The following is a 16,477-nucleotide window of genomic DNA, read 5'->3' on the forward strand; positions in this document are numbered from 1 at the left end:
TTGTCTGCCGGGAGGACGGGTCCGGGCGATCTCCTCCTTGGCCTGGAACCGGGTCTCGTCGCAGCATGCGCGGGTCCATGGCTGCGCGGCGAGCCAGTCGGCGCGGGTGCTCGCCCGGCGGACCGGCGAGGCCCGCCCCGGGCTCAGCCGGCGGCCCCGATCCGCACCACGCAGTCGCTGGCGGCCAGGTAGACCTGGCTGCGCCCGCCGGGGTCGAGTCTGACGGTCGGCGCGTCCTTCGTGGCGGTCGCAATGTCGACGTTCTCCCCACTGGCGAGATCGCGCAGCACGAATTCGCACGTCTCGCTGCCGTTGAAGTCCTTGACCTCGACCTCGACGGCGCCGGGGGCCTTGAAGGCGCTGCTGTCGCCGCTGTACTGGACGGTGAACGGCAGGGTCGCGTCGCCGCCGCCGGGCAGCGCGCTGAGCCGGCAGCCGGGCGAGGGCGGGGTGACGTCGAGCTCGTAGTCGCCGGGCTGATGGATCTGGAACGTCTTGTCCCCCCAGACGGTCTCCGACATCGTCAGCCCGGCCGGATTGCCGGCACCGTGCGGCGACACCGTGCAGCCCACGTCATCACCCGTCTGGCGGTCGGCGACGAGCAGCCGCCACGGGCCGGTGGCGGTGTAGGTGAAGGTGGTCGGTGCGTCGTCGCCGCCGCCGCGAGTCAGCAGCACGGCGGTGACGGCCGCGGCCGCGAGCACGACGACCGCGGCGCCCAGCCCGAGCAGCCGAACGCGACGCCGGCGGCCCCGCCCGCCGGCGGAGTCCTCCGCGGGCGGGCGGCCCCCGCCACGCCCGACAGGTTCCACGGAGGGGTCCCGGCGGACGCCGCCGCGGCTGCGGCGTTGTGCCCTTCGGCGGAAGGCGGGCCGCCGGCAGGGCTCGGCGGGGGCGACGGGATCGACGCGGGCGGGCCGCCGGACGGCGTCGGCGTCTGGACGGTCAGCGTCACGTCCGGCAGCGGGGCGATCCCGTCCAGGCGGCCCGAGCCATCGAGCCGGCCGGCGTCCTTCGTGTCCCTACCCGCCGCGGCGCCGAGACCCGCCGACGCACCGAGACCCGCCGACGCACCGAGACCCTCCGACGCACCGAGATCCTCCGACGCACCGAGGCCCGCCACGGCACCCAGGCCTGCCGCGTCCGCAAGGGCGGCGCGCAGGTCCGCGGCCGTGGGTCGCGCGCCGGGCTCGCGGGACAGCGACCGGCGGACGAGCTCGCGCAGCGGCGGGGCGATCCGCGCATAGTCCACCCGGGGTTCCTCGTGGACGATCCGGTAGGTCACCGCGTCGGACGGGCCCTCCCCGTACGGCGGCTGCCCGGTGGCGCCGTAGCCGACCAGCGCACCCCAGGCGAACACGTCGGAGGCCGCCGCGGCCTCCCCTACGGTGATCTGCTCCGGGGCCAGCCAGGCCGGCGTACCGATCAGTGTTCCGGTCGCGGTGAGCTGGCCGGCGTCCCGCACCACGGCGACCCCGAAGTCGATGACGATCGGGCCGGTCGCCGTCCACATGACGTTGGACGGCTTGAGGTCGCGGTGGATGAGGCCGGCCGCGTGGATCGAGACGAGCGCGTCGGCGAGCCCGGCAGCGAGCCGCACCTGGTCGGCCTCGCTGAGTGCGCCGTGGCGGGTGAGGTGCTGGCCCAGGGTGGGGGCGGCGAGGAATTCCGTGGCGAGCCACGGCGGTTCGGCGGTGATGTCGAAGTCGAGGAGCTTGGCGGTGTGCCGGCCACTGACCCGGAAGCAAGCCTGCAGCTCGCGTTGGAAGCGGACCCGGAAGCTCGGCTCGTCGGCCAGCTCCGAACGGATGATCTTGACGGCGACCCGGCCGAGCGGGCCGTCGCCGAGGTAGACCACCCCCATCCCGCCGCCGCCGAGGCGGCCGAGCAGGCGGTGCGGCCCGACCTGGATGGGGTCGCTCAGGCGCAGAGCCGCGACCGCGACCTGTTCCGGGTCGGTTGACATGACGCGATCTTCTCCTCGGCCCGGACCGCGCCCGCACCAAGGCCATGGGATGGAAACTCCCGCCGGACTGGGCGTCGCGGTGACAAATCACCTGGATCGTAGCGAGCCCGCACCGCCCCGCCCATGGTCGTCGGCTTTCCGACCTCGACGAACGCCCCGGGCTGTGGACCACAGCGGTTGTCCACAGCCGCGGACCGCGGGGCCACCGACCCGGGCGGATGGCCGTAAGGTGGCCAGATGACCTTGCCGCCCGGCTCCGAGAGGCATCCCGTCGACCCGTCGGGCGCCCCCGCCGGTGCTGCCGGAGCCCCCGGGAGTGCCGCCGCGCGGGTCCTGCGGCGGGTCTTCGGCTACGAGTCGTTCCGGTCCGGCCAGCGGGAGATCATCGAGCATGTCGTCGACGGCGGCGACGCGCTGGTCCTCATGCCCACCGGCGGCGGCAAGTCGCTGTGTTACCAGATCCCCGCCCTCGTCCGCCCCGGCACCGGGGTCGTGGTGTCCCCGCTCATCGCCCTGATGCAGGACCAGGTCGACGCGCTGCGGGCGCTCGGCGTGCGAGCCGGCTTCCTCAACTCCACCCAGGACCTCGACGAGCGGCGGGCGGTCGAGTCCGCCTTCCTCGCCGGTGAGCTCGACCTGCTCTACCTCGCGCCGGAGCGGCTTCGCGTCGAGGCGACGCTGCGCCTGCTCGACCGGGGCTCGATCTCGCTGTTCGCGATCGACGAGGCGCACTGCGTCGCGCAGTGGGGGCACGATTTCCGGCCCGACTACCTGATGCTGTCGATGCTGCACGAACGCTGGCCGAGCGTGCCGCGCGTCGCGCTCACCGCCACCGCGACGCCGGAGACACACAAGGAGATCGCCGCCCGGCTGGGCCTGGCGGACGCCTACCACCACGTCGCGAACTTCGACCGGCCGAACATCCAGTACCGCATCGCGCCGAAGAAGGAGCCGAAGGCGCAGCTGCTGCACCTGCTGCGCACCGAGCACCCCGGTGACGCGGGCATCGTCTACTGCCTGTCGCGGGCCTCGGTCGAGAAGATCGCCGAGTTCCTGGCCGGCCAGGGGATTCCCGCGCTGCCGTACCACGCGGGGCTCGACAACCGCGTCCGGGCCGAGAACCAGGCCCGTTTCCTGCGCGAGGACGGCATCGTCATGGTCGCGACGATCGCCTTCGGGATGGGCATCGACAAGCCGGACGTCCGCTTCGTCGCCCACCTCGACCTGCCGAAGTCCGTCGAGGGCTACTACCAGGAGACCGGGCGCGCCGGTCGGGACGGCCTGCGCTCCACCGCCTGGCTGGCCTACGGCCTGCAGGACGTCGTCCAGCAGCGCCGGCTCATCGACGCCTCCCCCGGCGACGCCGCGCACCGCCGCCGGCTGGGCACCCATCTCGACGCCATGCTCGCCCTGTGCGAGACGGTCGAGTGCCGCCGCGTCGGCCTGCTCGCCTACTTCGGCCAACACGGCGCCGCGGCCTGCGGCAACTGCGACACGTGCCTCGAGCCACCGCAGTCCTGGGACGGCACGGTCGCCGCCCAGAAACTGCTCTCCGCCGTGCTGCGCCTCGACCGGGAGCGCCATCAGCGCTTCGGCGCGGGCCACGTCATCGACATCCTGCTGGGCCGGTCGACGCCCAAGGTCACCCAGCACCGCCACGAGACCTTGTCCGTCTTCGGCGTCGGCGAGGATCTGCGCGAGCTCGAATGGCGCGGGGTCGTGCGCCAGCTACTGGCCCAGGGACTGCTCGCCGTCCAGGGCGAACACGGCACGCTGGCGCTCACCGAGGCCAGCGCCGACGTGCTGCGCGGGACGCGCACGGTCGCGCTGCGTCGTGAGCCCGAGCGGGTCGCGCGGTCGAGTGCCAGATCCGGCGGCGACGCCACGGGCGGCGCGGGCCGGGCCCGGCGCGCCGCGCCGGTGGACCTGCCGGCGCAGGCGGTGCCGGTGTTCGAGAAGCTACGGGCCTGGCGCGGCGCCACCGCGAAGGAGCAGGGCGTCCCCGCCTATGTGATCTTCCACGACGCGACGCTGCGCGAGATCGCCACGCGGATGCCGACGAGTCTCGCCGACCTCGCCACGATCAGCGGCGTCGGCGAGAACAAGCTCGCCAAGTACGGCGAGCAGCTCCTCGACGTCCTCGCCGGGTCCACCGGGACTCCCGAACCAGACTGAACCGGACCAAACCGGCGCGGTGCGCCCGGCCGGCGCGGTGCGGTGCGGTGCGGTGCGGTGCGGTGCGCCTAGCCTGCGTCCCTGGTCAGCGTGCCGGACCCCCGTTCCTCGCCGAGATGCGGGTCAACTTCCGTCGGGGGCCGCCGCCGTACGGCCGGTGAACAGCGCCACCTCGCCGACCTGCTCCAACGTGTGCTCGGCGAAGACGGCGGCAAGCGCCCGGCCGAGGTCGGCGGCGGTGTCCTCGGTGTTGTGCAGGATGCCGCGGCGGTTGAGCAGCCGAATCATGCGGCGGGCGCGCGGCGGTGTACTCGGCCCCGGCGCGAGGATCGTGCTGCCGAACACCACCGCGCCCGGTTCGAGCACCGCGGCGACATTGCCGAGGACGGCCGACGCCTTCTCGTCGAGCCGACCGGGGATGCAGTGCAGCAGGTAACCCACCCCGGCCGAGGTGAACGGCGCCCCGGGCAGGTCGGGAAAGGGCTCCAGCGCGTTCACGACGGCGGTGCGCACCTCGTGGTGGCGGATCCGGCGCGCCGTCCAGCGCAGGGTGTTCTCGTTGAGGTCGGCGAGGGTGACGGCCGCCCGCCCCGACCAGCGGGCCCGCGCCAGGTGATAGCCGGTGCCGACGCCGACCTCCAGGTGCCGGACGGTCGCGTGCGCGTTGTACTGCCGGTTGATCACGGCGGCCGGGCAACGCCACACGTACCGGTTGTTCAACCAGGTCACCGAGATGTCGTACAGGGCGAGGGCCACCCACCCGTAGGTCGCGGCGCCGGCGCGGACCTCGGGCGAGGCCGCACCGACCGCGGCGGGCACGGGCCGGGCGGGCCGCCCGCGGCGGGAGAACCGTTGCATGGCCTGCCTCTCGGCACTAGATGAACGGAAAACCGGGTAGGGCGCGAAGATATCCCGAATACCCGGCTCCGATTCGAAAGACCGCGCGAAAGGCCTGGCGGCCGCGAGCGGATCGGTGCCCGGGAAATGGCGGTGCGGCGGAGTATGCGCCGTCCGGAGTGTCCGAGTCGGCGCCCGCGGCCCGCCCGGCGGGCCGTGACGGCGAGGCCGGGCGGAACGCCCCGAAGCAAGCCAGAGCAGGACGATTCAGCTAGGATCGGTCGGCCGATGTCTCCCTCCTCTGCCCCGGGAAGAGCGATCTCGCATGTCGGATCCGCGCCTTGGCCCGTTCCCCGTCGACTTTCGCGTGCACGGCCTGCGCACACACAGCGAGGCCGGCGCACGTGATGATTTCGAACAGATGATCGCACAGCTCGTCGATGCGCTGCATCCGGGCGCCCGGCAGATAAGCGCCAACCCGGGTGACGCCGGGATCGATGTCTTCCTCGGCAGCCTCGATGACCGGATCATCGTCTGGCAGGCCAAATACTTCCTGCCACAGATACGGGAGAGCCATCGTGCGCAGATCAGGGACTCGTTCCGGTCCGCGGTGAGGAATGCGCGCGAGTACGGCTACCGGATCGACCGGTGGATTCTCTGCGTCCCCGGTTCGATGGACCATCCGACGGCGATGTGGTGGGACCGCTGGCGGCGCGAGCAGCAGGCGGCGACCTCGATCCGCATCGAGCTGTGGGACGAGAACGGCCTGCGTACCCGGCTCGGCCGGCCAGTGGCCGCGCACGTGCGCGCGGCGTACTACGCCTGGCCCAGCGCGGCCGGCTACGCCTGGTCGGGCACGGCGGACGGGCCGACGCCGGTCGTTGCTCCCCCGCCCGCGCGCCGCGCCGTACCCGCCGACGTGTCCTGGTCGGGCGGCGAGACGGTGCACGTGGCGGCCCACGCCTGCCTGCTGGAGGGGGACCCGCGGGAGCGGCGTGGCGGCGACGGATCCTGGGTGCTGCGGGAGGGGACCGCCTCGCTCACCGGTCCGCCGCCGCGCCCGGTGTGGTTTCGCCACGTCCTCGTGCGCCGGCCCGGGTTCGCGGCGGACGCGCAGCTCGCGACCGTGGACAGCCAGATCCGCCTGCTCGCCGAGATCGGCGGGCGGCCCGGCCTCCCCGAACTGATCGAGGGCCAGGTGACGCCAGTGGAGGCCGGCCTGCTCTCCGGCCGGCTGGCGGGCCCCACCTGGCGGGAGGTCTTCGGTCCCCCGCGCCGCGCCGAGCGGGGGTCGGCACGAACCCGCTCCCACCCGGTGCGGCCGAACGGATCGGGCTACCCGTCCCTTCGCTCGGCGGCAGGCCCGAGGCCCTGGGGAGCGCCGCCGGGCGAGGGGCGGGCGGCGCCGGCCCGCACGTGGGCGCCGAACCTGTCGACCGCCGTCGCCCTGCTGCGCACCGCCGCGGGCACGGGTGAGGTCCTCTCGGCCCTGCACGAGGCGGGGCACAGCCACCGGGCCCTGACCCCCGACGGCGTGATCCTGCCGGGGCCCGTCGCGCACGCGGCGCCGCCGGCGTTGCGCGACCTGGGGCTCGCCACGGTGGCCCGCCACGCCGGAGAAGGGCCGGCCGAGTACCGAGCCCCCGAACAGGAGCGCCTCGGGTTGCACGAACCGCGGGTCGGGGTGCGCACGGACGTCTTCCGGCTGGCGGCCATGGCCTACCACTGCCTGGCCGGCGTCACGCCGGCCCGCGGTGGGCCGGCGCCGCTGCGGGGGCTCCCGCTGCCGTTCCCGGTGCCGGACACCCTGGACGAGGTGCTGGTGCGGGCGCTCGACTCGGACCCGGCGCGGCGGCCCGCCCGGATCCGCGTCCTCGCCGACGCCTTCCGGGTCGGCGCCGACCATCTTGCCCGCACCGGCTACTGATGGCGGCGGCACCGACGGCCTCCGACGGGGTCTGGCTGCCGAGCGTCATCGCCGTCGTCCCGGCACCGCGCCTGCAGCAGCAGCTCGCGAGCAGGCGCACGCAGGGCACGGACGAGCTGGATCCGGAACTCTTCGTCGACCAGCTACGGCTGCTGTCCGAGGTCGGCGTGCCCGCCCGGCTCAACGTCTCGCCGGCGGGGACGACGCTGCGGCTCTACACCGACACGCACGTCGCCCTGCTGCGGCCGACGAGACGCGACGACGGGTACCAGCTCACCTTCCTCGGCCGGTGGGGCTTCGCCGACCACGCGAACGTGGCCCGCGGCGTGCTGCGGATCCGCTGCCCCGGCTGGGTTCTCCACCCGGAGGCGCGGTACGTCCCACCCGGTCAGCGCAACCACCTCGACGTGCTGCGCGAGGCCTGGGCGCGGTTGGACGCCGCCGCGGACGGCCCGGCCGGCGAGCTGCCGCCCGCCCAGCGCGACTACCTCGCCACGGTCACCCGCATCGTCGAGCAGACCCGGGTCCTGGAGGAGGAACGGCTGCGCGCCGAGACGGTGCTGTACCGGGCCCGCGAGGCCACCCGCGAGCAGCGGTTCTCCGCCCGCGGGATCTACACCTTCCGCCTCGCCGGGCCCACGCAGCTCCCCGAGGGGGCGCTGGTCGAGGTGGCCGACGACCGGACGTTGCGTGGCCGGATCCTGCGCAGCGCCCGCGCCGAGGTCGTCATCCGCTTCGACGGCATGCCCGACTTCGCCCGCATCCCCGCCCAGGGCGCGTTGCGCCTGCTGCCCAGCGAGGTGATCCGCCGGGCCCAGCTCGACGCCGTCGCCGCGCTGCGCGAGGGACAGGCGGCCAACCCGCGGCTGCTCGGCGCGCTGGCGCAGTACCGGGTCGAGCGGGCCGGGCAGCCCGACCGGTCCGCTCGACCCGAGCGCCCCCTCGACGCCGGCCAGCTCGACGCCTACCAGCGGGCCCTCGGCGACCCCGATCTGCTGCTCGTCCTCGGCCCGCCCGGAACCGGCAAGACGTGGACGATCACCGAGATCGCCACCGCCGAGGCGGGCCGGGCGGGCGCGGGCGGCGCCCCGAGCCGGACGCTGGTCACCTCGCACAGCAACCAGGCCGTCGACAACGTCCTGCGGGGCCTGGCCGACCAGCTGCGCTGCGTGCGGATCGGCAACGCCGAGTCGATGACCGCGGCCGCCCGCGAACTGACCCCCGAAGCCCAGGTCGAACATCTGGTGGGCGCCATCATCCGGGACACCGAGCCGGTCGCGGCGGCGCTCGACCCGTTCGCGGATCCGTCGGGCACCGGCGAGGCGTGGCTGGCGCTCCTGCAGGGGCAGCTCGCGGCGGCGGGGGACGCCGACCGCTCCGTCCGGGTGCAGGACGCCGTGCTGGACGCCCTCGGCCGGTCCCTGCGCGCGCCGCTGGAGCCGCTGATCGCGGCCGCCCGCGAGGAGGCCGAACGCCTCGCCGGCGCCGTGGCCGACTGCCGCCGGGCGCACGATCTGGCGCTGGACCGCCACGACCGCCTCGCCGCTCGGCGGGTGCCGCGCTGGTGGGCATGGGCCCGGCGGCGCTCGGTGGCCCGCCGTCTGGGGGACCTGCACGAGGCGCGGGACCAGCTCACCGAGGCGGAGCAGCGCCTCGCCGCGGCCCAGGGGACGCTCGCCGAGCTGTGGGAGCGCGCCGCCCGGCTCGTCGCGCAGCATCCCGAGGGGGCCCGGCTGCTGCGCGAACGGGAGACCGCCTGGACCGCCCGCGCCGGTGCGCTGTCCGCCGCGGCCGGGATCGCCGCCGACCTGCAGGCGGATCTCCAACTGGCCGGCTGCCTGCCGCCGCTGGAAGCGGCGGCCGACGCCGGCCGGGATGCCGGTGCGCCGGGCGGCCCGACCGGTGACATCACCGGTGATGTCACCGGTGACGACTCAGAGGAGGACGAGTGGGGTGCGGCGCTCGCCCAGTGGGAGCGGCGCGAGCGGCTCCTGGCCGAGGCGATCGCGCTCGCCCGGACACGCGCGCAGCTGCTGGCCCTCTGGCGGGACCGGGTGCCGACCGCGGACGGAGAACTATGCCGTGAGCTCGTCACCTACGCCGACGTGGTCGCCGCGACCTGCATCAGCGTGGGGACGAAGCCGCTGCTGAGCGGCGTCGAGTTCGACCTCGCCATCGTCGACGAGGCCGGCCAGATCTCCGCCCCGAACTTGCTCATCCCGCTGGTCCGGGCGCGGCGCGCGCTCCTCGTCGGCGACCACCACCAGCTTCCCCCGTACCTGGAGGAGGAGCTTGCCGACTGGGCCGACGACCTCGTCCCGGGCGCCGAGCTGTCCCCGGAGGCGGCCGAGCAGACCCGCGACATGGTGCGCCGCAGCGAGTTCGAGCGGCTGTTCACCCGGCTCGACGAGCACCACCGGGTCACCCTCACGCTCCAGCGCCGCATGCCGGCGACCGTCGCCGAGTTCATCTCCCACGCCTTCTACGACGGCGCGCTCGCCACGGACCATCCGGGATGGACGGACGATCCCCTGTTCACCAGCCCGCTGGCGTTCGTGGACACCTCCGACCGGCCGGCCGGCGAGCGGTCCGAGACCCATGGCGAGGGCGGCGGGGTGAGCAACGCGCTGGAGGCCGAGCTGATCGGCTGGCTGCTGGCCCGCTACGCCGCCCACCATCGCGACTGGGCCGTGATCGTGCCCTACCAGCATCAGGTCCGGCTGCTGCGGCGCACGCTCGTCCAGCAGCTCGGCGGGCCCGGCGCGATCGACGACAACGTGGGCACGGTGGACTCCTTTCAGGGCAACGAGCGGGATCTGATCATCTATGGCTTCACCCGCAGCAACCACAACGGGACCGTCGGGTTCCTCAGCGAACTGCGCCGGCTGAACGTGGCGATGACGCGAACCCGCCGGCAGCTCGTCCTCGTCGGTGACCTGGCGACGCTCGGCCCGGCCCGCAACGAGGGCTTCGCCGCCGTCATGGCGCAGCTGCGGGCCGCGCTCGCCGCGGGCGGGGACCTGCGCCCGTCCCGAGAGATCGAGGCCCGGCTGCGCGGGCTCGACGGTGACCCCCGATGAGCGGCGGTGTTCCCACGACAAGCGGTGTTCCCACGACAAGCGGAGCCCCCCTGTTGTATCCGGCGTTCCGGGCGTTGGAGCACGCGATGACGATGCCGGAGGTCCGCCCGCTGCGGATCTTCTCGGTGCGCTGGCCGCTGTGGCAGGTCGAGGCGCAGGCCAGGTTCCGGGAGAGCCAGCCGTTCGACGTCGTCGACCACTTCCTGCTGCGCGGGGTGGTCGAGGGCCGGCTCGCCACCGAGGCCGACCTCATGCGCTTCTTCGGGCTGTCGGCCTCGCTCGTGACCCGCGGCGTCGATCACCTCGTCCACATCGGCCACCTGACCCGCACCGGGCCGGCCGAGGTGGCCGCGAGCTCGCTGGGCGTGCTCTCCGTGCAGGACGGGATGCGGTACGTCGAGAAGGAGAGCCGCCACCTGCTGTATTTCGACGCGTTCACGAACGAGCCGCTGCCGCGCTCCCACTACCACGGCTCGGTGCGGATCCTGCTCGACGGCGAGGAGACGGCCGGGGAGCACGAGCGGGCCCGCTGGTTTCGCCGGCTGACCTCGATGCGGCCGTTCTCCCTGGACGCCGTGCGCGCACTGGGCCGGCGCCCCGACCGCGCCCGGTTCAACGTCCCCCACCTGCTGGAGGACCTCAGCCCGATCGCCACTGCGGGCGCGTGGCTGCCGGCACATCTCCTGCTGACCGAAGATGGCGTCCTCGCCTTCACCCAGGCCGCGCCGGTACGCGACACGTTCCTCGAGCAGCTGTGCCGGCGCGCCCCGCAGGTCCTGGACACCCTGCGGCACGAACGCGGCGGGGACGAGCCGCGGCTGCGCTGGCTCGACTGGCTGCGCGAGCGGGGTCTCGGCCGGGCGAACCTGCACACCCTGCCGAGCGGGGTGTGGCGGGCGACGCTGCCGCCGCAGGCCTTCGACGGCCAGCTGCAGCTGCACCGGCTCGGCTCGTTCCAGGTGCGCGAAGGCCACTTCCTCCAGCTCTGGTGCGACGACGAACGGCTGCGCACCCGCGCGGTGCGCCAGCGGGCGCTGGCGATCTGCCGCCGCCCCGGGATCAGCCGCACGGAGGCCGACGACGCCGTCGCCGCGGTAGCCCAGCTGCTGGATGTGCCGGTTCCCAGCTTCGACGAGCTGCTGCGCCTGGCCGTCGAGTCCGGGGACCTGCTCCAGCGCAACGCCCTGGAGGCCCTTCGCTGATCCCCCGGTCCGGGCCAGCTCGGTCCGGGCCAGCTCGGTCCGGGCCAGCTCGGTCCGGGCCAGCTCGGTCCGGGCGCAGGGCGGCGTCGCTGCGACCGCCAGGGCCTGCGCCCGCGGTGAGAACCGCCACCAGGACGGTCAGGGCAGGCGGTGAAGGCGCTCACGCGACGTCGGCAGCCGGCGGTGCCGGTCGGACCACGGACCCGCCCACACCGCTCCACACCGTAGCTGCCCTGTTGATCCCGCATAGTTCTCCGGGTAACAGGAAATATGCCACGCCCCCGACGCGCTGGGCGACATTGCGTGCCCCCACGGGCATCCCGGCGGGCGTATTGCCACCGCCCCGAGGAAGCCGTCTCCGGAATACGCTGTCCGCGGGTTGTGCGCAGCACGGTTGACCGAGGCGCGCTCGGGGATCCGGGCGTAGCCGCAGGCCAGTCGCCCCGCCCGCCGCGTTCATCCGGTGTCACCGGCGGTGCCACCGCGGTTAGGGCACCCATTCCTGGCAACGATCGGAACAACTAGGGACATGTCACCCCGGGATCGGGCAAGTCGGTTGGACGAGCCCGCCGGACGTCTGATTGCATACCACCCTGACGGGGGTGGCCGGAAGCGGAGGGACCCGCACGAGAGAGAGCAGTAAGGACGGGATGACGACACGAGCCCGAGAACTGTTCCAACGATCGCGCGCGCTGCTCGGAAACTCCCGCGAGGTCGCCGCGCAGCTCCTCGCGTCTCCCGGGACGCCCTCCCGCCCGGCCGTCCCACCCGCCGCGGCGCCGTCGTCGAGACCTGCGCCGGACCCAGCCGCCCCGCTGGCGCCGCCGGTAGCCCCGGCCACCTCCCTACCTGGGACCACCGCCCAGCCTGTGGCCACCGCCCAGCCTGCGGCCACCGCCCAGCCTGTGGCCACCGCCCAGCCTGTGGCCACGACCACGCCCACGGCGGCCGCGCAGGCGCTGTCGGCGATCTGCGCCGACGTCGCCCTGCGTGACCTGAACCTGGTGGACTCCCTGCTCTCCCAGCTCGAGGAGATGGAGGCCCGCGAGGAGGACGCCGAGCGGCTCGCCGAGCTCTACCAGCTCGACCATCTGGCCGCCCGGCTGCGCCGTAACGCCGAGAACCTGCGCATCCTCGCCGGCCGGGACGCGAGCGAGACGGTGTCGGAGACCGCGGCGATGGTCGACGTGATCCGCGCGGCCATGTCCTCCATCGACCACTACTCGCGCATCACCATCGGCCGGGTGGTCCCCCTCGGCGTGGTCGGGTTCGCCGCGGAGGACCTCGGCCGGCTGCTGGCGGAACTGCTCGACAACGCCACCAAGTCCTCCCCGCCGACCGCGCCGGTGCGCGTCGGCGTGCACCTGACCGAACAGGGCAGCGCGCTGCTGCGGGTCGAGGACGAGGGCATCGGTCTGCCACCGGAGCGGATGCGCCGGCTCAACGAGCGGCTGCGCGCCGGCCCGGCGCTCGACGACGACGCCGTGCGGCACATGGGGCTGGCCGTGGTCGGCCGGATCGCGGCCCGGCACGAGATGCGCACCTGGCTCGACCGACGCCACCCGCACGGGACGACCGCCTCGGTGCTGCTGCCCGCGGCGCTGATCTGCGAGCTGCCCGAGGCGAGCTGGTCGGGCGCCCAGACCGTCACCGCCGCGCCCGCCGTCGCCGCCGTGCGCACCGTCGGGTCCCCGCTGCCCGTTGCAGCCTCCGCCGGGCTACCGGGGCGCCGGGCCGCGCACCTGGCCCGCCCACGCCCGGCCGCACCGGCAGCCCACTCCGCGCAGCCCGCCGCCCCGGCGCTGCGGCCCGTGCCGAGCCCGCCGCCGAACCCGGCCCCAGGCCCAGGCGCGGGCGAGACCACCGCCAGCGGCCTGCCCCGCCGGGTGTCACGCAGCCTGAAGAGCGGCACCGGGCCGCTCGCGGCGCCACCGCCAGCACCGCCGGCAGCAGCGGCAGCCAGTCGGGCGACGGACCACGAGCGGCTGCTCGCCGATCTCGGCGCGTTCGCCGAGGGGGAACGGGCCGCCCGTGACGAGCAGCGAGGGGCCTGAGGAACAGCCGTGACCGACACGACCAATCGCCAGGGGCACGACGACTTCACCTGGCTCATCAATGACTTCGTCGCCAGGGTGCACGGGGTTTCCCACGCCCTGATCCTGTCGTCCGACGGGCTGTCGCTCACCGCCTCGGACACGGTCGGCACCGTCGAGGGCGAGCAGCTCGCCGCGATCGCCAGCGGGATGCTGAGTCTTGCCCGCAACAGCGCCGCGCTGTTCGACAAGGGGACCTGCGAGCAGATCATCGTCCGGCTGTCGTCGGGATACCTGCTGTTCATGGGCATCGACGCCGGCGCGGGCCTCGCGGTGCTCACCGACGCCGACTGCGACATGAAGGTCGTGGCCTACGAGATGACCCAGTTCGTGCAGCACGCCGGCCATGCGTTGACCCCGCAGACCCGCGCCGACCTGCGCCGGGTCCTCGCCGGCCGGCAGCTGTAGTGCCGGGACGCATGCCAGGCCGGGACAGGTGACAGTGCCGGGACAGGTGACAGTGCCGGGACGGACCCTGTAGTGCCGAGACGGACAAGGACCGTGATCACGATGCCGCTGGACAGCGCGCCGGGACCGTCGACGCGGGCGCCACGGACGCGCAGCCGGCGCATCCGCCCGTACACCCTCACCGGGGGCCGCACCAGGACCCGCCACCACCTGCTGGTGGAGACGCTCGTCTCGGTCCCCAGCTACGACCCGGCGCTGAGCGAGTCGCTGATGCCCGAGTCGAAGGCGCTCTACGAGCGGGCCCGCGCGCAGCTGTCGATCGCCGAGCTGTCGGCGATGCTGTCGATCCCCCTCGGGGTCGTCCGCGTGCTCATCAGCGACCTCGCCGCCCAAGGGGCGGTGTTCATCCATCCGACGGCGCACGCCTACTCCCATGACCGCGGCGTGCTGGAGCGGATCCTCAGCGGACTGCGGGAGCTGCCGGTCTGAGCGGGGACGCACCCGGGGAGGTCGCCGACCCGGAACGATTGATGATCTCGGCGAAGATCGTGATCGCCGGTGGGTTCGGCGTCGGCAAGACGACGTTGGTCGGCTCGGTGTCGGAGGTGCCGCCGATCAACACCGAGGCGTGGATGACCGAGGCCAGCGAGGGCGTCGACGACCTGCCCCCGCACGGCGAGAAGACCACGACGACGGTCGCCATGGACTTCGGCCGGATCTCGCTGGACTCCGATCTGGTGCTCTACCTGTTCGGCACGCCCGGCCAGGCGCGGTTCTGGTTCCTGTGGGACGACCTGTCCCGCGGCGCGCTGGGCGCGATCGTCCTGGCCGACACCCGCCGGCTCGACCAGTCCTTCGCCGCGGTCAACTACTTCGAGCATGATTCGACGGTGCCGTTCCTCGTCGCGGTGAACCTGTTCGACGGCCGGCTGTGGCACGACCTCGACGAGGTGCGGGACGCCCTCGCGCTGCGGCCGGGCATCCCGCTGATCGCCTGCGACGCACGGGACCCGGCCTCGACCGCCGAGGCCCTGCGCGAGCTGGTCCGCTACGCCATGTCCCTGGCCTGAACCACCGTCCCTGGCCTGAATTACCGTCCTGGCCTGAATTACCGTCCTGGCCTGACCCCCGAGGAGGACGCACCCCATGCGCAAGATCCTGATCGTCGGCGCCGGCCAGTCGGGCCTGCAGCTCGCCCTCACCCTGCGGGAGCATGACTACGACGTCACGATGATGTCGGCGCGCACCCCAGAGGAGATCCGCACCGGCCGGGTGATGTCCACCCAGGCCATGTTCCACACGGCGCTGCAGCACGAGCGCGACCACGGCCTGAACCTGTGGGAGGCCGACGCGGTCGGGATCGAGGGGCTGGGCGTGTCGCTGGCCGCGCCGGACGGCACCCGGGCGCTGGACTGGTTCGGCCGGCTCGACCATCCCGCCCAGTCCGTCGACCAGCGGGTGAAGATGGCCGGCTGGGCGGAGCTGTTCGAGGAGCGGGGTGGCAAGCTCATCATCTCCGGGGTCACCACCTCCGACCTGAACTCCCTCGCCGAGCTGTATGACCTCGTCATCGTGGCCGCGGGCAAGGGCGAGCTGGTCGGCCTGTTCGACCGGGACGCCGCCCGCTCGCCGTACACCGCCCCGCAGCGCGTGCTGTCACTGGCCTACGTACACGGGCTCGCGCCGCGTCCCGAGCACCCCGACGCCCCCGGCGTCCGCTTCAACATCGCCCCCGGGGTCGGGGAGCTGTTCGTCATCCCGGCGTACACGCTCAGCGGGAACTGCGACATCCTGTTCTTCGAGGGGATCCCCGGCGGCCCGCTGGACTGCTGGGACGACCACCCCGAACCCGCCGAGCACCTGCAGCGCATCCTCGAGCTGACCCGCACGTACGTGCCATGGGAGTACGAGCGCTGCGCCGAGGTGGAGCTCACCGACAGCCACGCCACGCTCGCCGGCGGCTATACTCCGGTCGTGCGCCGTCCGGTCGGCGAGCTGCCCTCGGGCCGGGCGGTGCTGGGCATGGCCGACGTCGTCGTCGCCAACGACCCGCTCACCGGGCAGGGCGCGAACAACGCCGCGAAGTGCGCAGCCTCCTACCTGGACAGCATCCTCGCCCACGGCGACGGGCCGTTCGACCGCGCCTGGATGCAGGGCGCCTTCGACCGGTACTGGGACTATGCCCAGCACGTCACCACGTGGACGAACGCGCTGCTCGCCCCGCCGCCGGAACACGTCCAGCAGATCCTCGGCGCGGCGGGGGCGCACGAGGCCGTCGCCCGGCGCTTCGTCAACGGCTTCGACGACCCCAGCGACTACCAGCACTGGTTCCTCGACCCGGCGAAGACCTCCGCCTACCTCGCCGGTTTCTGACCTCGGCCCGGCGACGACGCTGCGGGCCGCCGTCAGGCGCGGCGGCCGTCAGCCCGACTTCGCGCGCAGAGCCCGATCACAGTCGCGCTGCGCCCGCAGCAGCGCCTCGGCCGGTTCGAGCTGACCGCGCAGCGCGAGCTGCACGTTGGTGTGGATGGCCCTGCTGACCTCGGCGTAGCCCAGCAGGCCCGCCAATCGATAGGCCTTGGTGGACGCGGCCGCCGCCCGCAGCGGCGGATACTGCTCACGCAGTTCGGCGTCGGCCCGGACGGCGCGGTTCGTCGGTATCGCCGCCGACCTGGTGGGGATCTTCTGCGCGGGCACGTCGGTCATCCAGTCGACGAAACGCCCGGTATGCCGGATGTGCTGGCTGTGCGGGTTCACGAACAGGCTCCAGCCGCCGACGGCGGAGTACC

13 protein-coding genes are annotated in these 16,477 nt (G+C 73.8%); 9 read left to right on the plus strand and 4 right to left on the minus strand.

The annotated features are described in order from the left end of the window. Window positions 1–143: 143 nt before the first annotated feature. Window positions 144–704 (minus strand): hypothetical protein, encoded by a 561-nt coding sequence (locus tag FRAQA3DRAFT_RS15145; protein WP_009739910.1) that lies wholly within the window; start codon window positions 702–704, stop codon window positions 144–146. Continuing rightward, complete coding sequence (locus tag FRAQA3DRAFT_RS36070) at window positions 668–1,966, minus strand: serine/threonine-protein kinase (protein ID WP_009739911.1); 1,299 nt, start codon at window positions 1,964–1,966, stop codon at window positions 668–670. The genes FRAQA3DRAFT_RS15145 and FRAQA3DRAFT_RS36070 overlap by 37 nt, the downstream gene beginning before the upstream one ends. Before the next feature lie 237 nt (window positions 1,967–2,203). Between FRAQA3DRAFT_RS36070 and recQ the strand changes: the two genes are divergently transcribed. Further along, entirely contained in the window at window positions 2,204–4,141 is a 1,938-nt protein-coding gene (gene recQ, locus FRAQA3DRAFT_RS15155) for a DNA helicase RecQ (RefSeq protein WP_009739912.1), read from the plus strand. A gap of 123 nt (window positions 4,142–4,264) precedes the next feature. Here recQ and FRAQA3DRAFT_RS15160 read toward each other — a convergent pair whose 3' ends face one another. After that, a complete protein-coding gene (locus FRAQA3DRAFT_RS15160; protein WP_009739913.1) occupies window positions 4,265–4,999 on the minus strand; it encodes a class I SAM-dependent methyltransferase in 735 nt (244 codons plus the stop codon). Between the two features lie 304 nt (window positions 5,000–5,303). Between FRAQA3DRAFT_RS15160 and FRAQA3DRAFT_RS15165 the strand changes: the two genes are divergently transcribed. From FRAQA3DRAFT_RS15165 to FRAQA3DRAFT_RS15200, 8 genes are all read left to right on the plus strand, one after another. Next, a complete protein-coding gene (locus FRAQA3DRAFT_RS15165; protein ID WP_009739914.1) occupies window positions 5,304–6,905 on the plus strand; it encodes a serine/threonine protein kinase in 1,602 nt (533 codons plus the stop codon). Continuing rightward, complete coding sequence (locus FRAQA3DRAFT_RS15170; RefSeq protein WP_009739915.1) at window positions 6,905–9,985, plus strand: DEAD/DEAH box helicase; 3,081 nt, start codon at window positions 6,905–6,907, stop codon at window positions 9,983–9,985. Before FRAQA3DRAFT_RS15165 ends, FRAQA3DRAFT_RS15170 begins: the two co-directional genes overlap by 1 nt. Before the next feature lie 86 nt (window positions 9,986–10,071). Next, a complete protein-coding gene (locus FRAQA3DRAFT_RS15175; protein WP_232292064.1) occupies window positions 10,072–11,187 on the plus strand; it encodes a hypothetical protein in 1,116 nt (371 codons plus the stop codon). A 650-nt stretch (window positions 11,188–11,837) separates the two neighbouring features. Next, on the plus strand, window positions 11,838–13,241 hold the full coding sequence (locus FRAQA3DRAFT_RS15180; protein ID WP_009739917.1) for a sensor histidine kinase KdpD: 1,404 nt from the start codon (window positions 11,838–11,840) through the stop codon (window positions 13,239–13,241). A 9-nt stretch (window positions 13,242–13,250) separates the two neighbouring features. Beyond that, window positions 13,251–13,688 carry a roadblock/LC7 domain-containing protein gene (locus FRAQA3DRAFT_RS15185; protein ID WP_009739918.1) on the plus strand — a complete coding sequence of 146 codons (438 nt, stop codon included), beginning with the start codon at window positions 13,251–13,253 and terminating at the stop codon, window positions 13,686–13,688. A 102-nt stretch (window positions 13,689–13,790) separates the two neighbouring features. Further along, window positions 13,791–14,177, plus strand: coding sequence for a DUF742 domain-containing protein (locus FRAQA3DRAFT_RS15190; protein ID WP_009739919.1), 387 nt, complete (start codon window positions 13,791–13,793; stop codon window positions 14,175–14,177). A gap of 41 nt (window positions 14,178–14,218) precedes the next feature. Next, entirely contained in the window at window positions 14,219–14,758 is a 540-nt protein-coding gene (locus FRAQA3DRAFT_RS15195) for an ATP/GTP-binding protein (RefSeq protein ID WP_009739920.1), read from the plus strand. A 76-nt stretch (window positions 14,759–14,834) separates the two neighbouring features. Beyond that, a complete protein-coding gene (locus FRAQA3DRAFT_RS15200; protein ID WP_009739921.1) occupies window positions 14,835–16,061 on the plus strand; it encodes a styrene monooxygenase/indole monooxygenase family protein in 1,227 nt (408 codons plus the stop codon). A gap of 48 nt (window positions 16,062–16,109) precedes the next feature. Here FRAQA3DRAFT_RS15200 and FRAQA3DRAFT_RS15205 read toward each other — a convergent pair whose 3' ends face one another. After that, complete coding sequence (locus tag FRAQA3DRAFT_RS15205; RefSeq protein ID WP_035921024.1) at window positions 16,110–16,445, minus strand: hypothetical protein; 336 nt, start codon at window positions 16,443–16,445, stop codon at window positions 16,110–16,112. Window positions 16,446–16,477: the final 32 nt, after the last annotated feature.

The organism is Frankia sp. QA3 (assembly GCF_000262465.1).
Taxonomy (GTDB): Bacteria; Actinomycetota; Actinomycetes; order Frankiales; family Frankiaceae; genus Frankia.

Bases quoted from the DNA above. Each gene is read 5' to 3' on its own strand.
- FRAQA3DRAFT_RS36070 (WP_009739911.1), bottom strand. From the start codon at position 1,966: ATGTCAACCGACCCGGAACAGGTCGCGGTCGCGGCTCTGCGCCTGAGC.
- FRAQA3DRAFT_RS15175 (WP_232292064.1), top strand. From the start codon at position 10,072: ATGACGATGCCGGAGGTCCGCCCGCTGCGGATCTTCTCGGTGCGCTGG.
- FRAQA3DRAFT_RS15160 (WP_009739913.1), bottom strand. From the start codon at position 4,999: ATGCAACGGTTCTCCCGCCGCGGGCGGCCCGCCCGGCCCGTGCCCGCC.
- FRAQA3DRAFT_RS15195 (WP_009739920.1), top strand. From the start codon at position 14,219: ATGATCTCGGCGAAGATCGTGATCGCCGGTGGGTTCGGCGTCGGCAAG.
- FRAQA3DRAFT_RS15170 (WP_009739915.1), top strand. From the start codon at position 6,905: ATGGCGGCGGCACCGACGGCCTCCGACGGGGTCTGGCTGCCGAGCGTC.
- recQ (WP_009739912.1), top strand. From the start codon at position 2,204: ATGACCTTGCCGCCCGGCTCCGAGAGGCATCCCGTCGACCCGTCGGGC.
- FRAQA3DRAFT_RS15180 (WP_009739917.1), top strand. From the start codon at position 11,838: ATGACGACACGAGCCCGAGAACTGTTCCAACGATCGCGCGCGCTGCTC.
- FRAQA3DRAFT_RS15165 (WP_009739914.1), top strand. From the start codon at position 5,304: ATGTCGGATCCGCGCCTTGGCCCGTTCCCCGTCGACTTTCGCGTGCAC.
- FRAQA3DRAFT_RS15190 (WP_009739919.1), top strand. From the start codon at position 13,791: ATGCCGCTGGACAGCGCGCCGGGACCGTCGACGCGGGCGCCACGGACG.
- FRAQA3DRAFT_RS15200 (WP_009739921.1), top strand. From the start codon at position 14,835: ATGCGCAAGATCCTGATCGTCGGCGCCGGCCAGTCGGGCCTGCAGCTC.